We start from the raw sequence: 15,254 nt of genomic DNA on the forward strand, positions 1-15,254 counted from the left end.
CACAGGGAACCCAGGGGGAACGAGGAACCATGCGCCGTACCGCCGTCACGCTCACCTGCATCGCCGCCGCGCTGCTCACCGGCTGCGGGGCCGCCGCCGGTTCCGGTCCGGTGGCCAAGCCGCCGGCGCCGCCCGCGCCGTTGTCCGCAGCGCCGTCCGGGTCGCCGTCCGCGGGCGGGGCGCGGCCCTGCCCGGGTGCCGACCGCTCCGGGCCCGGCGCCCCGCCCACCACCATCGACGGGACCCCGGCGAACACCCCCGAGGCCGCGCGCCTGTCGCAAGCCGTCGGCGCCCAGGGGTACGGGGCCTTCGCGGACGTCTACGGCACCCACACCACCGACCGGCCCGCGGGCCGGGTCATGGTGTGCGTGACCGACCTGGCCCGGGGCCGGCTGCTGCTGGAGGCCGCCCGGAAGGCCGACCCGTCCGTGGATCCGGGCCGCGCCGACCTCTACCTCAGCCGCTACACGCACCGCGCGCTCATGGCCGCCGTGGAGCGGCTCACCGCCGACCAGGGTCGGCCGGCCTTCCCGCTGTACAGCTTCGCGGCGGCCCGGGACGCGTCCGGGGTCGTGGTGACGAGCACCGAGGCGGGGGCCGCGTCGCAGGACCTGAAGGCCCGCCTGGAGAAGATCACCGGCGGTGTCCCGGTCACCGTCGAGCGGGGCGACCCCGCGGAGGCCCTCGTGGGGAGCAAGCCCCCCGAGAGCCCCGACACCGCCGCCCCGGTCGCGCCGTAGCCGGCGGCGTCAGTCGTCGGACGGGAGGACGTCCTCCTCCGGGTCGTAGGACGCGTCCAGGGTCTTCATCAGCCGGTCCCGCTCCATCGCGTCGAGCGGGACCGGCTGCACGTCCGAGGCCCGGGCCAGGCGGCGGAAGCCGCCCCGGCGGGAGAGCCGGCCGCTGACCCTGACCGGGAGTCCGGCCAGATGGGCGTGGACGGCGGTCCGGTAGCCCTCCTCGTCCAGCGCGGCCCGTACGTACGGGACGTCCGCGCCGGACAGCACCCGCAGCCGGACCGTCCCCCCGCCGCCGGACGCCGAGCGCCGCATCCGCACCACGGCCCCCGCGAGCCGGACGGCGACGGCCGGCTCGGCGCGGGTGTAGCGGGCGGCGGCCTCCCGCAGCACCGGCAGGTCGCCCGGGGAGAACTCCACCGGCTCGGGCCGTGCCGCGCACCCGGCCGGGACCCCCGCCGCCGGTGCCCAGGCCAGTGCGATCCGGGCCCCTTCGGAGCCCCGGACCAGGGAGATCAGCGCCTCGGCGAGCTCCCGGCTGACCCCCGCGGCCACGGCGGCGTCGAAGGCCTCCATGCCGCCGGTCGCCCGCTGGTAGTCCACCGCCTCCCGCGCCGCGTGCAGCGCGTGGTGCAGCCGGGTCACCGCCCCGCGCCCCACCGCCACGGGTACGTACGCGGCGAGCCTGCGCCCGCCCGGGGCGGGCCCCACCAGCACCCCGTCCAGGAAGCGCTCGGCCTGTGCGCGGTGGCGGGCGCCGTAGTACCCGGCGCGGGCCCGGTCGGCGAGGGCCCCGGCCAGCAGCAGCCGGCGGGCGGCCGAGCGCAGCCGCTCCTGCGCGGGCCAGGCGGCCTCGCCCTGGAAGCCGTAGGGCCCCTGCGGGACCTCCCGCTCCCAGCGGACCTCGTCACTGGGGACGCTCAGTCCGAGGAGCACCTCCCGGGCGGCGGGGGTCCCGCTGCGGGACAGCGCGGTGAGCGCCTCCTCCAGCAGGTCGGCGCAGTCGGGGAAGCCCCGGTTCTCGGGGACGAGCAGGCTGGTCCCGGCCCGGTCCGGCGGGGTCCACCGCCCGTAGCGGCCCGCCGCGCCGCCGCGCCGCAGCCAGCCGTGCCGGTGCAGCAGCGCGCCGAGGACCTGGGGGTCGACCTGCCCCGGATCGGGGGTGCCCGGTGCGGGTCCGGGGCGGGGCAGCGGTTCGAGGTGCGCGGGGTACCGGTCCATCAGGGTGTCCCTCCCGACCCGACCCGGGTCATGATCTCGCACAGCGCCCGGTCGTCGAAGATCCGGTCCGTCGGGATCCGTACGGTGGTGCGGCGGCGGCCGGTCACGGGGTGGCCGGCGAGGTTGGTCCAGTAGCAGCAGTGCCGCAGGTCGAGCCGGTCGTGCCCGGCGCTCAACCACTGGTCCCGCTGCCGCGGTACGAGCATCACCACGAGGATCTTGTGGACGGCGACGGGTGTCCGCGCCAGCTTCACCAGGTGTTCGTTGTCCAGGGTGAAGCCGAAGCTGGCCCCGGCGGGGCGGGGCGGTATCTGGTAGGTCGCCTTCAGCTGCACCTTGATGGTCACCTCGTCGTCGACCACGTGCTCGGGCGCGCCGTGGCTGACGTGCCAGTCGACGCCGTTGTCGGGGAAGGGCTGGGAGAGCGAGCAGCCGGCCGCGGCCGCTACGGCGTGCAGGTAGCCCACCTGGAGGGTCTCCATGCAGGCGGTGGTGGCGAGTGTGCCGCGCAGCGGTCCGGTCAGCGGATCGCCCTGTCCGTGCAGCACCCCGCCCGGTTCGGGCTGTGTGAGCGCCATGGCCGGCTCCCCATGCCTTCCGGGCCCTGCCGTGAACGGTGAACGGGAGTGGCGGGGTGACGACCGGTCATGCGTGCGACCCCCCGAGGGAGTTGTCTCCGCACCCGGCTGCCCGCAAACGGCGTACGGGGCAAACAGCCCGGGTATCACGGAATCGGCGGGGGTCGGCGCGTCATGGGGCGGAGGTGCCCGGTGCGGCCCGTCCGCCGACCGGGGACGAGGAGTTCGCCATGACACGCTGGTACGAGGGGCCGCTGGCCGCTTTCGACACGGAGACCACCGGGGTGGACGTCGAGCAGGACCGGATCGTGTCCGCCGCGCTCGTCGTGCAGGAGTGTGCGGGCGGCCGGGTCCGCTCCACTCGGTGGCTGGTCAATCCGGGCGTTCCGGTGCCGCCGGGCGCCACGGAAGTGCACGGCCTGACCGACGAGCACCTCCAGCGCAACGGCCGTTGGCCGGCGCCGGTGGTGGAGGAGATAGCCCGCGCACTGGGCGAGCAGCAGGTGGCGGGGCGGCCGGTGGTGGTGATGAACGCGCCGTTCGATCTGACGCTGCTGGACCGGGAGTTGCGCCGGCACCGGGCGTCGACGCTGGCGCGGTACCTGGACAACAGGCCGCTGACGGTGCTGGATCCGCGGGTCCTGGACAAGCACCTGGACCGCTACCGCAAGGGCCGGCGCACGCTCGGGGACCTGTGCGCGCACTACGGGATAGACCTGGAGGGGGCGCACGACGCGTCGGTGGACGCGCAGGCGGCGCTGGAGGTCGTACGGGCGGTCGGGCGGCGGTTCGCGGCCCGGCTGGAGCGGCTGACCCCGGCGGAGCTGCACACGCTCCAGGCGGTGTGGCACGCGGCACAGGCGCGGGGGCTGCAGGCGTGGTTCGCCCGGCAGGGCACTCCGGAGGCGGTGGATCCGCACTGGCCGCTGCGCCCGGAGCTGCCGCAGGCCGCCTGATCCGGGGGGACCTGCGGGAACGGGGCCGGACATGCGGAAGGCCGGTCCGTCATCAGACGGACCGGCCTGTCCCGGTGGGCGATACTGGGATCGAACCAGTGACCCCTTCGGTGTGAACGAAGTGCTCTCCCGCTGAGCTAATCGCCCGGGAACGGACTGAACAATACAAGAGCCTCGGGGCCGGATCAAACCGCTTCCGGCGGAGCGGCCAGCAGGGCCCGCAGGCCGCGCCGTCCGGCCCGCATCATCAGCGCGTGGTTGAGCCGGAACAGCGGCCGGCCGGCGAGCGCGAACCTGCGCAGCAGGGCGGCCCGCACCTCGACCTCCTGCTCGTAGACCGCCCGCGTACGGCCGGTGCCGGCTCCGCCCCGGGGGCGGACGGTCCAGCGCGCCCAGCCCTCGATGTCACCGCTCAGGGCGGCTTCGAGGACTCCGTGCGCGGGGTCGTGGAGCAGCTCGGTGACGGTGACGCGGATCCCGTACGGGAGGACCGAGCGGATCAGCGCGGTCCCGGTGCGCGCGTCGATCCGCTCGGCCCCGCGGACCTGGGGCCACCAGTCCGGGTAGCGGGCGGCGTCGGCGAGCACGGAGTAGACGAGCGCGGGCGGGGCGTCGAGGTCCCACACGCTGCGGAAGCGGTAGTGCGTCCAGCGCGGCATGGCTCCAGTCTGGCCCGCCGGAGGGCTGCCGTGCGGCCGGTGTCCCGAGTAGGTACTCACCGTTCATCTGAGTACGCACGCCCATGTCCTGATGGCGTGACGGGCGCCACACTCCGAGCATGGACTCCCCCCTGCCGCCGGCCCACGAGCTGGCGCTCATCGACGGCGAGCTGGCCCGACTGGACGCCCGGCGCGCGTACTTGCTGGCCCGCCGGGACTGGCTGCTGCGCTTCCTGGCGGCGCAGCCGCTGCCGTCGGCGCCGTTCCCGCCGCCCGTGCCCGTGCCCGCGCCCGTCGCCCCGGTGTCGAAGCGGGGCGCCCAGAACGTGCTGCTGACCCTGGGCGCGGTGCTGCTGGCGGTGGCCGCGCTGGCGTTCACCCTGGTCAGCTGGGGCTCCCTGGGGATCGGGGGGCGCTCGGCGGTGCTGGCGCTGCTCACGGCGGCGGCGCTGGCCGCGCCCGCCGCGCTGCTGCGGCGCGGGCTGCGGTCGACGGCGGAGGCGGTCGCGGGGGTCGGGCTGCTGCTGACGGTGCTGGACGCGTACGCGGTGCACGCGGTCGGGCTGCCCGGTGCGGACGGGGTCGCGTACACGGCGTGGGCCTCGGCGGTGCTGGCGGGGGTCTGGGCCGGGTACGGGGCGGCCCTGGGCCGGCTGCGGCTGCCGCTGCTCGCCGCGGTGGGGGTCGCGCAGCTGCCGCTGCCGCTGGCGGCGGCCGCCGCGGGGGCGGGCCCGCTGGGGGCCGGCGCGGCGCTGCTGGCGACGGCGGCGCTGGACGCGGCCCTGGCGGCGGCGGTGGCGCGCCAGGCGGTACGGGTGCCCGCCTGGGTGTGCTCGGGGGTGCTGGGCGGGTCGGCGCTGGCGGTGGGGCTGGCCCGGTCCCTCGCGGAGCCGGGCGCGGCCGGGCCGGCGCTACTGCTGGCGGCGGGGGGCCTGCTGGGCGTGGCGGTGGCATGGCGCGAGCCGCGGGCTTCGGCGGCCGCCCTGGTGGGGGGCCTGGCGGCGGTGTCGGCGGTCGGGGCACTGGTCCCGGCCGGGGCGGGCTCCGCGTGGTGGGCGGTCGCGGCGCGGGTGGCGGCGGCGCTCGCGCTGTCGGCGGCGGCGGTGCGGGCGGGCTCGGGCGCCGTCCCGGGGGCGGTGCGGCGCGGGCTGCTGCGGGCCGGGGCGGCGGTGGCCGCCCTCGGGGCGCTCGCGGGGCTGTCGGCGGTGGCGGTGGCGCTCGCGGCCCGGGGGGCGGTGCTGCGCGAGGTGTGGGCGGCGACGGCCCCGCAGCAGGGCGGGCCGGGTGCGGGGCTCGCGGTGGCGCTACTGCTCGCGGCGGGCGCGCTGTGGCTGCCGGGCGGGGTGCTGCCGCGGCCGGTGGCGGGGGCGTCGGCGGTGGTGTGCGCCGCTGCGGCGCTCTTCGCGGCGCCGATGCGGCCGGGCCTGCCGGCCTGGGCGGTGTTCGCCGCGCAGCTCGGGGTGGTGGCGGCGGCCGGGGTGGCGGCGTTGCGGGCTCCGGCGCGGGCGGTGGCGTTCGCAGCCGGGGGGTGCGCGGCCGTGGGGGCCCTCGGCGTGTCCCTGGCCGCCCTGGACGGCCGGGCGGCGACCTTCGCGGTGTTCGGGGTGCTGGCCGCCTGCTGCGCCCTGGGGGCCGCCCACGGGGCCGCGACGGTGCCGGTGCGGGCGGGCTGCGCGGTGGGTGCCGTCGGGTACGCGGCGGCGCTGGCGGTGGCGCTGGGCGCGGTGGCGGGGCTGCCCTGGTCCTGGCGGGCGGTGGCGCTGCTGGCGGTCCCGGCGCTGGTGGCGGCCCTGGCTCCCCGGCTGGGCCCGGTGCGGGTCGCGGCGGAGGCCGCGGCGGCCGGGGCGGGGCTCCTGGCGGTGGCGGTGGCGCTCGCGGCGGGTGACGCGCCGGTGCTGGCGCTGGTGCTCGGGCTGTCCGGGGCGGTCTGCGCGGGGGCGGCGCTGCGGGTGGAGCGGCGCGCTCTGGGCTGGGCGGCGGGGGCGCTGTGCGTGGCGGGCGCCTGGGTGCGGCTCGCGGCGTGGGGGGTGGCGGTGCCCGAGGCGTACGCGCTGCCGGTGGCGGTGCCGGCGCTGGCGGTGGGGCTGCTGCGCCGCCGCCGGGATCCGGGGGCCTCGTCCTGGTCCGCGTACGGGCCTGGGCTGGGGGCGGCGCTGCTGCCGAGCATGGTCGCCGTCTGGGGCGACGCGCACTGGCAGCGGCCGCTGCTGCTGGGGACGGCCGCGCTGGCCGTCACCCTGGCAGGTGCGCAGCGCCGGCTCGGGGCGCCGCTGCTGCTGGGCGGTGCGGTGCTGGCGGCGGTGGCGCTGCACGAGCTGGCCCCGTACGTGGTGCAGGTGGCGGGGGTGCTGCCGCGCTGGCTGCCGCCGGCGCTGGCGGGCCTGTTGTTGCTGGCGGTGGGGGCGACGTACGAGAAGCGGCTGCGCGACGCCCGCCGGCTGCGGGAGGCGATCGGGCGGCTGCGCTGAGGGTGCGGGGGCCGGGCGTACGACAGCGGCCCGGAGACTCTTCCGAGTCTCCGGGCCGCTGCTCCGGGTGGGCGATACTGGGTTCGAACCAGTGACCCCTTCGGTGTGAACGAAGTGCTCTCCCACTGAGCTAATCGCCCGGACGCACCGCAAACATTACCGCATGTCAGCGGTGCTCCGTGACACCCCCCGGACCGGCACCGGGCGGGCGCCGGACGTGCCGGTCACTGGTCCTTGATGTTCCACGGCAGGGTGAGGCCGTACTTCCACAGGTAGAAGCCGATCAGCGCAGCCGCGATGGCGAGGCCGACGCTGGTGAGGATGATGTTGCGCCGCCTCACCTTCGGGTCGAGCGCCTTCTGCGCGGCCTCGGTCACCTTGCGCTTCGTCCAGCGCAGGACGAGGGAGGCCCAGGCGAACTCGGTGGCCCAGATCGCCAGGCCCGCGAAGATCGCGACCCAGCCGGGGCCGGGCAGGACGAGCATGGCGACGCCCGCGCCGATGACGGCGAGGCCGACGATGAAGACGCCGACCTGCCAGCTCAGGTGCAGGCTGCGGTTGGCCTTGATGAAGGCGGGCGCCTTCGACTCGTGCGGAGCCTCTTCGGCGTCCGGCTCGGTGCTGACGGATTCGCTGGTTCCGCGGTCACTCCCCGTATTCATGGCGACGAATCTACCGGAGCCGGAAGCACACGTGAATGCTGCTTTGGATCCGCCGTCCGAGGGACCCAGAGCTCCGCAAAACGGTCAGAGGGGTTTACAACGGCACCGTAGGTGGCATGTCGATTTCGCCGACGTGCGAATCCCCGAGCGCACACTGAGCGAAAGGCCCTGGCGCTTATGAACACCACGGTCAGCTGCGAGCTGCACCTGCGCCTCGTTGTGTCGAGCGAGTCCTCACTGCCTGTTCCGGCGGGCCTGCGGTATGACACGGCCGACCCCTACGCCGTGCACGCCACCTTCCACACCGGCGCCGAGGAGACGGTCGAATGGGTATTCGCCCGCGACCTCCTCGCGGAGGGCCTCCACCGGCCCACCGGCACCGGCGACGTCCGCGTCTGGCCGTCCCGCAGCCACGGCCAGGGCGTCGTCTGCATCGCCCTGAGCTCACCGGAGGGAGAAGCGCTGCTCGAAGCACCCGCCCGAGCCCTCGAGTCGTTCCTCAAGCGGACGGACGCCGCGGTCCCACCCGGGACCGAGCACCGGCACTTCGACCTCGACAAGGAGCTGTCCCACATCCTGGCCGAAAGCTGAGCCAGGCCCCCAGCCCGCCACCGTCCGACTCGGGGCGACGGTGCGGGACGGACAACCACATACGGCAGTGCCTGCGCTGTCCCCGCGGAAGCCACCCGCGGGGGCGGCGCCGGTGTGCTCGGGTACCTTTCCCGCGGTAAGCGCTATTGTCGGCCCCCAGCGGGCGGCAGCGGCCCGCCGCCGCAAGGCCCGGCACCCAGGGAGCGACCCCGTGCAGATCCCCCACGACACCCGTCGCGCGCTCGACGTCGTCGTCGCGCTGGTGAACACCGCGGCCGAACCGGCGCAGCCCGACGGCCTGCCCGACCTCGGGGCGCTGCGCGGCTTCGTCGAGGAGCACGCGATCAGCGACGTCGGCGACCTGGGCGCCCGCGACCTCGCGGGGGTGCGGACGGTCCGGGGCAAGTTCGCCCAGGTCTTCGCGGCACCGAACTCCCGTGCGGCGGCCGCACTCATCAACGAGCTGGTGGCCACGGCCGGCACCACCCCGCAGCTGACCGACCACGACGGCTACGACTGGCACGTGCACTACTTCGCGCCGGGCGCCTCGGTGGGCGACCACCTGGCGGCGGACGGCGGCATGGCGCTGGCCTTCATCGTGGTCTCCGGCGAGCAGGAGCGGCTGCGCCGCTGCGAGGCCCCGGACTGCCGGCGGGCCTTCGTGGACCTGTCCCGCAACCGCTCGCGGCGCTACTGCGACAGCCGGACCTGCGGGAACCGGCTGCACGTGGCCGCGTACCGGGCCCGCCGCAAGGAGGCGGACGGCCGGCCCGAGGGCTCAGAGCAGATAGAGGTCGTGCAGGGCGGCGAGCAGCAGCAGGGTCCCGACCACCGCTAGGAAGATCATCAGCGGCGGCTGGGAGAGCGCGAAGAGACAGCCCCGGCCCTCCGACGCCGCCGCCGTGGCGACGGCCGCGGCCTGCGGGGTCTCGGGAGCCAGAACGGCGGCGGCCCGGGCGATGGGGGCCTCGGGGGCGGGAGCCGGCGGCTCACCCTGCGATGTGTCGAGCATGTCGGGGCGATGATCGCGCAGCCCGCCCCGGTCCCGCCCCCAACACGCCATGATCGGCGCGGCAGTTCGCCGTCTCTCGTCAGATCAGGTGGTTCCCCCCGGCTTCTCCCCCGCACCGGCCCCCGCATCCGCTACGAGATGTCCGCCGCAGGACCCGGTCGGCCGTGTGTCGGTCGCGGGCCCGGCCGCCGGGGTGCGGGACGGTGGGCGCGGTGGGCGGCCGTCCGCACGTGACGGCCCCGGGCGCACGCGCGAGAGGCTCCGCATGACCGACGAGGACACCTTCCCGACCAGCCGGCGGGCCCTCCTGCTGACCGCGGGAACCGCCGGGATCGCCGCACTGACGGCGGCTTGCGCCCGCCCGGCCACGCCCGGCAGGGCCGCCCCGGCGCCGTCGGGCGGGGCCACCCCCGGCTGCGTGCTGGCGGTGACCTCGGGCGCGGGCCCGAACTACGTCGGCCGCGGCCGGACCCGCTCGGACGTCACCGAGGGCCGCGAGGGCGTACCGCTGCGGCTGGAGCTGACCGTGGTGAGCGTGAAGGACGGCTGCCGGCCGCTCGCGGGCGCCGCCGTCGACATCTGGCAGGCCGACGCGTCGGGCGTGTACTCGGAGGGCAAGGAAACCTGGCTGCGCGGGGTCCAGGTCACCGACGCCGCCGGCCGCGCCTCCTTCGGGACGATCGTGCCGGGCTGGTACGCGGGACTGGCGCCGCACATCCACTTCAAGGTCCGGCCCGACGCGCGCTCCGAGACCACCTCGCAGTTCTTCCTCCCGGACGCCTTCCTGAAGGAGGTCTACGGGCGGCAGCCGTACGCGCGCCGCAAGGCCCCCCGCGACCCGAACGGCAACGACGACCGCTACCGGGCGGCCGACGGCCGGATGACCCTGACCCCCGCCCAGGACGGCACCGGCTACCGCGCGGCGTTCACCGTGGGCCTCTCGTGAAGCTCCGGAACCCCTAGATCCCGTGCTTCTTCAGGATCGCCTCGATGTCGGAGAAGTCGTCCGCGGGGGCCGGGGCCGGCCGGGCGGTCTGACGGCCTCCGGTGCCCGGCGAGGGGACCGAGGCGCCCGGGGCGACGGCCTCCCGGCCGGGGGCGCCCTCGGCCGGCTTCGGGGCCTTGGGGGCCCGGCCCAGGCCGCGGCGCTCCACGGCCCGGGTGGCCATGAACAGCACCCAGGCCAGCCCCAGCAGGCCGAAGCCGATCCAGACGGTCGGCTTGAAGACCATCCCGGACACCCACGCCACCACGCCGGTCAGCACCAGGCCCACCGGCACCAGCGAGTACGCCGCGATCCGCGTCGCGGCGAGGAACCGCCTGCGGTACGCGGTCAGCGCGGCGATGCCCAGGCCCGCCGCGGACACCGCGGAACAAATGGTCTCGGCGAGCATGCGGTCCTCCGGCGGTGGGCGGCGGGTGAGCTGTCCCTTCCATCCTGCACCGGCCCCCGCGCCGGGGGCCACGCCCGGGGGCCCGTCCCCGCGGATCTCCGGGACATCTCGGGGTCGGATCTCCTCCTCAGGGGGTCTGGGAGACTGTCCGCATGACCGATTCCGTGATCCTCGAAGTCTGGTGCGAACTCCAGTGCCCGGACTGCCACAGCGCCCTGGACGACGTGCGCGCCCTGCGGGCCCGCTACGGCGACCGGCTGGACATCCGGCTGCGGCACTTCCCGCTGGAGAAGCACAAGCACGCCTTCGCCGCCGCGCAGGCCGCCGAGGAGGCCGCGGAACAGGGCCAGGGCTGGCCGTACGCGGAGGCCGTACTCGCCCGCACCGCCGAACTGGGCGAGCGCGGCGAGGCCGTACTGCTGGACGTTGCACGTGAACTCGGCCTGGACGTCGAGGAGTTCGACACCGCTCTGATCGACGGCCGGCACATCCTGATCGTCGACGCCGACCAGGCCGAGGGCAAGGCCATCGGCGTGACCGGCACCCCGACGTACGTGATCGGCGGCGAGCGCCTGGACGGCGGCAAGAGCCAGGAGGGCCTGCGCGCCCGCATCGAGGGGATCGCGGACCGGCTGCTCGCGGGCGAGAGCGCCTAGGCGACGCCCGGGGGCACGGCGGACGCGGAGGCGCCCGCCGCCGCGGGCCCGCGGGCCGCGAGCCAGGCGGCGATCCGCCGCCTGAGCTCGGGATTGCCCACGGGGTAGTCCCAGCCCGCGAACCACTCCAGGTGCCGCAGGACGTTCTCCGAACGGTGCGGGTGGGGCACCGCGGCCACGTCGACGCCCCGCTCGCCCGTCGAGCAGATGAGGTACACGCTGCCGTCGAGCGCCATCATCCCGAAGCCCGGGTGGCCTGCGCGCACGCCGAGGAACGCCGAACCCGCGCCCCGGCCCATCACGTCCCAGCGTTCCAGCAGCCGCACCCGCGTCCACAGCGCCGGCGATGCTTCGCGGCCCTCGCGCATGTTCCGCAGGACCGTGGCGTGCGTCCGGGTGCCCTGCGGGAGCATGACGAGGAACTCGCGCCGGTGGTCGAAGAGGCCCGTGGAGACGGCGAGCGCGTACCAGTCCTCGTTGAGCCGCTCCACGAGCCGCGGGGTGTCGTACGGGTGGGAGAAGCCCCCCGAGCAGTCCTCGCCCCCGTACCCGCCGACGAACGGCACGATGCCGTCCGGCACCGCGTCCGGGATCACCTCCAGCCCGGCCCGCCGCAGCGGCCGGTACACCTTGCGCTCACGCTCCCTGACACCCATGGCCGCCTAGATCAGCTCCTTGCCGCAGTTGAGGTGGGTGGGACGGTAGCCGAGGGACTCGTACAGGCGCAGGGCCGGGGTGTTCGTGGTGAACACGTGGAGCGCCAGCAGGCGGTGGCCGGCGGCGAGGGCCGTGCGCTCCGCGAGCAGCATCAGGTCGCGGCCGTACCCGTGGCCGCGGTGCTCCTCGGCGACGGCGACGTCGTAGACGTACGAGCCCTCCCCTGCGGGGGCCACCCACACGTGGCCGACAGGCGTGCCGGCCGCCTCCAGGACGCTGAAGACGACCCCGGGGGTGGCCTGCCCCTGCGGGAGCTGCGCGTCGTGGTCGGCCAGCGATTTGGCCCGGGCGGCCTCCTGCGGCATGCCGCGCGCGATCCAGGTCGCCTCGTAGTCGGCGCGGGCCCGTGCGTCCCAGGCCGCGTACTCGTCCGGCGTCATGAGCCGGCCCCGGACCCCCGCGGAGAGGGCGGGCGGGGCGGCGGGCAGCTCCTTGGCCATGTTCCGGCTGGACTCGGTGTACCCGAGGGCCGCGGCGAGCCTGAGCCCGCCCGGGGAGCCGGCCGGGACGGAGATCCGCACCCGGCGGCAGCCCCAGCCGCGCAGCACCTCCTCGGCGGCGAGGGCCGCGACGGTGGCACGGCCGCGGCGGCGGTCCGGCTCTTCGATCACCAGGTCGCGGATCTCCCCCACCGTCGGCCCGAAGGGCGTGTCGGCGGCGATCAGCAGCGCCCCGACGCGCCTGCTGTTGACGCGGACCTCGTACGGGCGCGAGCGCGCGCCGGAGTCGCTCTGCTGAAGCGGCCCGCTCGGCCGCAGGGTGGTGGTCATCGTCGAGTTCTACCCGCCCCGCGCCGCCGTGACCACGGTGCGCGGGGCGCCCCGGGGGCCCTCAGGGGTCGATGTCGGACGCGGCGCGCTCGTCGAAGACCCGCATGGCCTTGGCCGTGACGGGTCCGGGAGCGCCGGTCAGGACGCGCCCGTCGACGCGGTGGACGGCCTGGACGTCGCGCAGCGTGGAGGTCAGGAAGACCTCCTCGGCGTGTTCCAGGACGTCGAAGGGGAGGTCGGTCTCCTGGGCGCCGGTCCATTCGACGGCCAGCGCGCGGGTGATCCCGGCGAGGCAGCCCGAGGCGACGGGCGGGGTGTGGAGTTCGCCGTCGAGGACGACGAAGACGTTGGAGCCGGTGCCCTCGCAGAGCCGGCCGACGGTGTTGGCGAAGAGGGCCTCGGAGGCTCCCGCCCGGTCGGCGCGGGCGAGGGCGACCACGTTCTCGGCGTAGGAGGTGGTCTTGAGGCCGGTCAGCGCGGAGCGTTCGTTGCGCACCCAGGGGACGGTGATCACGGCGGTGGTGTCGGGGCGGCGGGTGGTCGCGCCGACGGCGACGACCAGGGTGGGTCCGCTGTCACCGCGGTCGGAGCCGAGCGGGGACAGACCGCCGGTGTAGGTGATCCGGAGCCGGCCGAGGGGGACGGGGTTGGCCTCCAGGACTGCGGCGCAGGCACGGCGCACCTCGTCGAGGTCGGGGTCGGGCAGGCCCAGGCCGCGCGCGGAGCGGGTCAGCCGCTCCAGGTGGCGGGTGAGGGCGAAGAGGGTGCCCTGCCGGGCCTTGACCGTCTCGAAGACGCCGTCGCCCACGGTCAGCCCGTGGTCCAGTACCGACACCTTCGCCTCATCGGCGTCGCGCAGCGTGCCGTCGAGCCAGATCCTCACCGTACGGTTCCTCCACTCAGGTCGTGCTTCGTGCCGTCCGCGCCGGGCAGGGGGCCGCCGGAGGCCAGTGCGACCAGCCGGGCGGCCTTCAGCTCGGTCTCGGCCCATTCGCGTTCGGGGTCGGAGCCCCAGGTGATCCCGGCGCCGGTGCCGAAGCTCAGGCGGGGGCCGCCGGGGGCCTCGCGGTCGATCCAGAAGGTGCGGATGCCCACGGCGAGCGCGGCGGTGCCGCGGTCGGCGTCGACCCAGCCGATGCCCCCACAGTAGGGGCCGCGGGGGGCCGTCTCCAGCTCTTCGATGATCCGCAGGGCGGAGGATTTGGGGGCGCCGGTGACCGAGCCGGGCGGGAAGGTGGCAGCGAGCAGCTCGGGCCAGCCGGCGTCCTCGGCGAGTTCGCCGCTGACGGTGGAGACCAGGTGGACCAGGCCGGGGTGCTCCTCCAGGGCGCACAGCTCGGGGACGGCGACGGAGCCGGTGGAGCAGACGCGGCCGAGGTCGTTGCGCACGAGGTCCACGATCATCACGTTCTCGGCGTGGTCCTTGGGCAGCAGGTCGGCGGCGGTGCGGCCGGTCCCCTTGATGGGGCCGGACTCGATGCGGCGGCCGTCGCGGCGCAGGTAGAGCTCGGGGGATGCGGTGGCGACCTCGACCCCGTGGGCCCTGAGCCGAATCGTTCCTGCGTAGGGGGCGGGGTTGCCGCGCGCGAGGAGCGAGGTCAGGGCGTCCACGTCGGCGGTGGCCGGGTCCGGCAGCGGGGCGGACATCACGCGGCAGAGATTGGCCTGGTAGACCTCCCCCGCCGCGATGTACTCGCGGATCCGCCGGACGCCCGCGACGTACGCGGAGCGGTCGAGCGAGGAGGACCACCGGTCGGCGGCGGGCCCGCGCCAGGCCCCGGGGACGGGTGCGGGGACGGGGTCGGGGCGTATGTCCCCGAAGCGCGCGCAGACCAGCCGGCCTTCGAAGTCTGCGGTCACCGCCCAGAACCCGGAGGAGTCGAGGGCCGAGGGGTCGCCGGTGACGTCTCGGAGGTCGGTCGCGAGAAGGCCGCCGAAGCGGGCCAGGGGAGGCAGGTCGTGCACGGCTGCGAGTCTATGACCGGTGGCGCGATGGCGCCGGTGAGGTGACCGACGGGTGACCTCCGGTGATCGGGTGGCAGCACGCTGCGGAAACGCGTTTTTGAGCTGGCCCGGGAATCCGCTAGAGTTCAACACGTCGCCAGGGAGCGCCGGGAAAAACCCCGGAGCGAACACGGTGACACTGCGGACGTAGCTCAGTTGGTAGAGCACCACCTTGCCAAGGTGGATGTCGCGAGTTCGAGTCTCGTCGTCCGCTCTGAGTGGGGGATCTTCCCGAGAACCCCTGCACACTCCGAGGTGGAGTGGCCGAGAGGCGAGGCAACGGCCTGCAAAGCCGTCTACACGGGTTCAAATCCCGTCTCCACCTCCAAGGACGATTAGCTCAGCGGGAGAGCGCTTCCCTGACACGGAAGAGGTCACTGGTTCAATCCCAGTATCGTCCACTGGTCCGCAAGGACCTGATCCGCAAGGATCCCCGCGCGATTAGCTCAGCGGGAGAGCGCTTCCCTGACACGGAAGAGGTCACTGGTTCAATCCCAGTATCGCGCACGCAGTACCTGCACCACCTTGTTCGACCTGCGGTTCTTTGCCGCAGCCCGCGCGATTAGCTCAGCGGGAGAGCGCTTCCCTGACACGGAAGAGGTCACTGGTTCAATCCCAGTATCGCGCACCGCACCGGAAGCCCCGGCCGTCTCGACGGCCGGGGCTTCCGCGTTGTGCCGGCGCGTGGGGACGCGAGAAAGGGTGCTGCCCGTCCGACTCCCCAGTCGTACGGGCAGCACCCTTCACCTGCCGTCCGTCGCTCCCCCGTCCCCACGGGGTACGACAGGCCGATGGCCCGGTCCGGACCGCTCTTCCGGACCCGGGGCGC

The 15,254-nt window shown here is 75.4% G+C and carries 17 protein-coding genes and 7 tRNA genes; 12 read left to right on the forward strand and 12 right to left on the reverse strand.

From position 1 onward, the window contains the following. Positions 1-29: 29 nt before the first annotated feature. The gene (locus ACIPW5_RS24900) at positions 30-740 is read left to right on the forward strand and encodes a hypothetical protein (RefSeq protein ID WP_401248884.1); all 711 of its coding nucleotides are present in this window, start codon (positions 30-32) and stop codon (positions 738-740) included. A 9-nt stretch (positions 741-749) separates the two neighbouring features. Here the strand turns inward: ACIPW5_RS24900 and ACIPW5_RS24905 are convergent, their stop codons facing one another. Together ACIPW5_RS24905 and ACIPW5_RS24910 are read right to left on the reverse strand one after the other, a co-directional pair. Further along, positions 750-1,958: a hypothetical protein gene (locus tag ACIPW5_RS24905; RefSeq protein WP_401248887.1), complete on the reverse strand. Its 1,209-nt coding sequence runs from the start codon at positions 1,956-1,958 to the stop codon at positions 750-752. Further along, the gene (locus tag ACIPW5_RS24910) at positions 1,958-2,536 is read right to left on the reverse strand and encodes a DUF4365 domain-containing protein (protein WP_401248889.1); all 579 of its coding nucleotides are present in this window, start codon (positions 2,534-2,536) and stop codon (positions 1,958-1,960) included. The genes ACIPW5_RS24905 and ACIPW5_RS24910 overlap by 1 nt, the downstream gene beginning before the upstream one ends. 230 nt (positions 2,537-2,766) lie before the next feature. On the opposite strand from ACIPW5_RS24910, the gene ACIPW5_RS24915 reads away from it, so the two are divergent. After that, positions 2,767-3,492, forward strand: a complete 726-nt coding sequence (locus tag ACIPW5_RS24915; protein WP_401248892.1) for a 3'-5' exonuclease — start codon at positions 2,767-2,769, stop codon at positions 3,490-3,492. A gap of 75 nt (positions 3,493-3,567) precedes the next feature. Here the strand turns inward: ACIPW5_RS24915 and ACIPW5_RS24920 are convergent. Both ACIPW5_RS24920 and ACIPW5_RS24925 read right to left on the reverse strand, forming a co-directional pair. Next, a tRNA-Val gene (locus ACIPW5_RS24920) sits at positions 3,568-3,639 on the reverse strand. 38 nt (positions 3,640-3,677) lie between these two features. Next, entirely contained in the window at positions 3,678-4,151 is a 474-nt protein-coding gene (locus ACIPW5_RS24925; protein WP_401248895.1) for an SRPBCC family protein, read from the reverse strand. Between the two features lie 119 nt (positions 4,152-4,270). Between ACIPW5_RS24925 and ACIPW5_RS24930 the strand changes: the two genes are divergently transcribed. Continuing rightward, positions 4,271-6,619, forward strand: coding sequence for an SCO7613 C-terminal domain-containing membrane protein (locus ACIPW5_RS24930; protein ID WP_401248898.1), 2,349 nt, complete (start codon positions 4,271-4,273; stop codon positions 6,617-6,619). A gap of 68 nt (positions 6,620-6,687) precedes the next feature. Here ACIPW5_RS24930 and ACIPW5_RS24935 read toward each other — a convergent pair. Together ACIPW5_RS24935 and ACIPW5_RS24940 are read right to left on the reverse strand one after the other, a co-directional pair. Beyond that, positions 6,688-6,759, reverse strand: a tRNA-Val gene (locus tag ACIPW5_RS24935). 84 nt (positions 6,760-6,843) lie between these two features. Next, positions 6,844-7,281 carry a TIGR02611 family protein gene (locus ACIPW5_RS24940; protein ID WP_401248900.1) on the reverse strand — a complete coding sequence of 146 codons (438 nt, stop codon included), beginning with the start codon at positions 7,279-7,281 and terminating at the stop codon, positions 6,844-6,846. Between the two features lie 177 nt (positions 7,282-7,458). On the opposite strand from ACIPW5_RS24940, the gene ACIPW5_RS24945 reads away from it, so the two are divergent. Then, positions 7,459-7,872, forward strand: coding sequence for an SsgA family sporulation/cell division regulator (locus ACIPW5_RS24945; RefSeq protein ID WP_030011909.1), 414 nt, complete (start codon positions 7,459-7,461; stop codon positions 7,870-7,872). Positions 7,873-8,083: 211 nt separating this feature from the next. Then, positions 8,084-8,710: a CGNR zinc finger domain-containing protein gene (locus tag ACIPW5_RS24950; RefSeq protein ID WP_401248903.1), complete on the forward strand. Its 627-nt coding sequence runs from the start codon at positions 8,084-8,086 to the stop codon at positions 8,708-8,710. On the opposite strand, the gene ACIPW5_RS24955 is transcribed toward ACIPW5_RS24950, so the two are convergent. Continuing rightward, the gene (locus ACIPW5_RS24955) at positions 8,651-8,884 is read right to left on the reverse strand and encodes a hypothetical protein (RefSeq protein ID WP_401248906.1); all 234 of its coding nucleotides are present in this window, start codon (positions 8,882-8,884) and stop codon (positions 8,651-8,653) included. The two genes, ACIPW5_RS24950 and ACIPW5_RS24955, sit on opposite strands and share 60 nt — an antisense overlap. A gap of 265 nt (positions 8,885-9,149) precedes the next feature. Here ACIPW5_RS24955 and ACIPW5_RS24960 point away from each other — a divergent pair, with 265 nt between their 5' ends. Next, positions 9,150-9,830: an intradiol ring-cleavage dioxygenase gene (locus ACIPW5_RS24960; RefSeq protein WP_401248909.1), complete on the forward strand. Its 681-nt coding sequence runs from the start codon at positions 9,150-9,152 to the stop codon at positions 9,828-9,830. 13 nt (positions 9,831-9,843) lie between these two features. Here the strand turns inward: ACIPW5_RS24960 and ACIPW5_RS24965 are convergent, their stop codons facing one another. Continuing rightward, positions 9,844-10,278 (reverse strand): hypothetical protein, encoded by a 435-nt coding sequence (locus ACIPW5_RS24965; protein ID WP_401248912.1) that lies wholly within the window; start codon positions 10,276-10,278, stop codon positions 9,844-9,846. Positions 10,279-10,430: 152 nt separating this feature from the next. On the opposite strand from ACIPW5_RS24965, the gene ACIPW5_RS24970 reads away from it, so the two are divergent. Then, complete coding sequence (locus ACIPW5_RS24970; protein ID WP_401248914.1) at positions 10,431-10,934, forward strand: DsbA family protein; 504 nt, start codon at positions 10,431-10,433, stop codon at positions 10,932-10,934. Here the strand turns inward: ACIPW5_RS24970 and ACIPW5_RS24975 are convergent. The 4 genes from ACIPW5_RS24975 to ACIPW5_RS24990 form a co-directional block, all read right to left on the reverse strand. Next, entirely contained in the window at positions 10,931-11,590 is a 660-nt protein-coding gene (locus tag ACIPW5_RS24975) for a hypothetical protein (protein ID WP_401248917.1), read from the reverse strand. The genes ACIPW5_RS24970 and ACIPW5_RS24975 overlap by 4 nt on opposite strands. A 6-nt stretch (positions 11,591-11,596) precedes the next feature. After that, positions 11,597-12,421: a GNAT family N-acetyltransferase gene (locus ACIPW5_RS24980; protein WP_401248919.1), complete on the reverse strand. Its 825-nt coding sequence runs from the start codon at positions 12,419-12,421 to the stop codon at positions 11,597-11,599. Between the two features lie 61 nt (positions 12,422-12,482). Then, complete coding sequence (locus tag ACIPW5_RS24985) at positions 12,483-13,304, reverse strand: aminotransferase class IV (RefSeq protein ID WP_401248922.1); 822 nt, start codon at positions 13,302-13,304, stop codon at positions 12,483-12,485. Next, positions 13,301-14,386 carry a chorismate-binding protein gene (locus ACIPW5_RS24990; protein ID WP_401248925.1) on the reverse strand — a complete coding sequence of 362 codons (1,086 nt, stop codon included), beginning with the start codon at positions 14,384-14,386 and terminating at the stop codon, positions 13,301-13,303. The genes ACIPW5_RS24985 and ACIPW5_RS24990 overlap by 4 nt, the downstream gene beginning before the upstream one ends. A 180-nt stretch (positions 14,387-14,566) precedes the next feature. Here ACIPW5_RS24990 and ACIPW5_RS24995 point away from each other — a divergent pair. The 5 genes from ACIPW5_RS24995 (at position 14,567) to ACIPW5_RS25015 (ending at position 15,053) form a co-directional block, all read left to right on the forward strand. After that, positions 14,567-14,639 (forward strand) — tRNA-Gly (locus tag ACIPW5_RS24995). Positions 14,640-14,679: 40 nt separating this feature from the next. Beyond that, positions 14,680-14,753 (forward strand) — tRNA-Cys (locus ACIPW5_RS25000). Position 14,754: 1 nt separating this feature from the next. Further along, positions 14,755-14,826, forward strand: a tRNA-Val gene (locus tag ACIPW5_RS25005). 34 nt (positions 14,827-14,860) lie between these two features. Next, positions 14,861-14,932 (forward strand) — tRNA-Val (locus ACIPW5_RS25010). Positions 14,933-14,981: 49 nt separating this feature from the next. Continuing rightward, positions 14,982-15,053: transfer RNA gene (locus ACIPW5_RS25015), tRNA-Val, on the forward strand. Positions 15,054-15,254: the final 201 nt, after the last annotated feature.

The sequence above is a fragment of the Streptomyces sp. NPDC090077 genome (genome assembly GCF_044747545.1).
Taxonomy (GTDB): Bacteria; Actinomycetota; Actinomycetes; order Streptomycetales; family Streptomycetaceae; genus Streptomyces.

What these genes read in the sequence shown, in the direction of transcription:
- ACIPW5_RS24900 (WP_401248884.1), top strand. Translation starts at nt 30, where the DNA reads ATGCGCCGTACCGCCGTCACGCTCACCTGCATCGCCGCCGCGCTGCTC.
- ACIPW5_RS24905 (WP_401248887.1), bottom strand. Translation starts at nt 1,958, where the DNA reads ATGGACCGGTACCCCGCGCACCTCGAACCGCTGCCCCGCCCCGGACCC.
- ACIPW5_RS24910 (WP_401248889.1), bottom strand. Translation starts at nt 2,536, where the DNA reads ATGGCGCTCACACAGCCCGAACCGGGCGGGGTGCTGCACGGACAGGGC.
- ACIPW5_RS24915 (WP_401248892.1), top strand. Translation starts at nt 2,767, where the DNA reads ATGACACGCTGGTACGAGGGGCCGCTGGCCGCTTTCGACACGGAGACC.
- ACIPW5_RS24925 (WP_401248895.1), bottom strand. Translation starts at nt 4,151, where the DNA reads ATGCCGCGCTGGACGCACTACCGCTTCCGCAGCGTGTGGGACCTCGAC.
- ACIPW5_RS24930 (WP_401248898.1), top strand. Translation starts at nt 4,271, where the DNA reads ATGGACTCCCCCCTGCCGCCGGCCCACGAGCTGGCGCTCATCGACGGC.
- ACIPW5_RS24940 (WP_401248900.1), bottom strand. Translation starts at nt 7,281, where the DNA reads ATGAATACGGGGAGTGACCGCGGAACCAGCGAATCCGTCAGCACCGAG.
- ACIPW5_RS24945 (WP_030011909.1), top strand. Translation starts at nt 7,459, where the DNA reads ATGAACACCACGGTCAGCTGCGAGCTGCACCTGCGCCTCGTTGTGTCG.
- ACIPW5_RS24955 (WP_401248906.1), bottom strand. Translation starts at nt 8,884, where the DNA reads ATGCTCGACACATCGCAGGGTGAGCCGCCGGCTCCCGCCCCCGAGGCC.
- ACIPW5_RS24960 (WP_401248909.1), top strand. Translation starts at nt 9,150, where the DNA reads ATGACCGACGAGGACACCTTCCCGACCAGCCGGCGGGCCCTCCTGCTG.
- ACIPW5_RS24965 (WP_401248912.1), bottom strand. Translation starts at nt 10,278, where the DNA reads ATGCTCGCCGAGACCATTTGTTCCGCGGTGTCCGCGGCGGGCCTGGGC.
- ACIPW5_RS24970 (WP_401248914.1), top strand. Translation starts at nt 10,431, where the DNA reads ATGACCGATTCCGTGATCCTCGAAGTCTGGTGCGAACTCCAGTGCCCG.
- ACIPW5_RS24975 (WP_401248917.1), bottom strand. Translation starts at nt 11,590, where the DNA reads ATGGGTGTCAGGGAGCGTGAGCGCAAGGTGTACCGGCCGCTGCGGCGG.
- ACIPW5_RS24980 (WP_401248919.1), bottom strand. Translation starts at nt 12,421, where the DNA reads ATGACCACCACCCTGCGGCCGAGCGGGCCGCTTCAGCAGAGCGACTCC.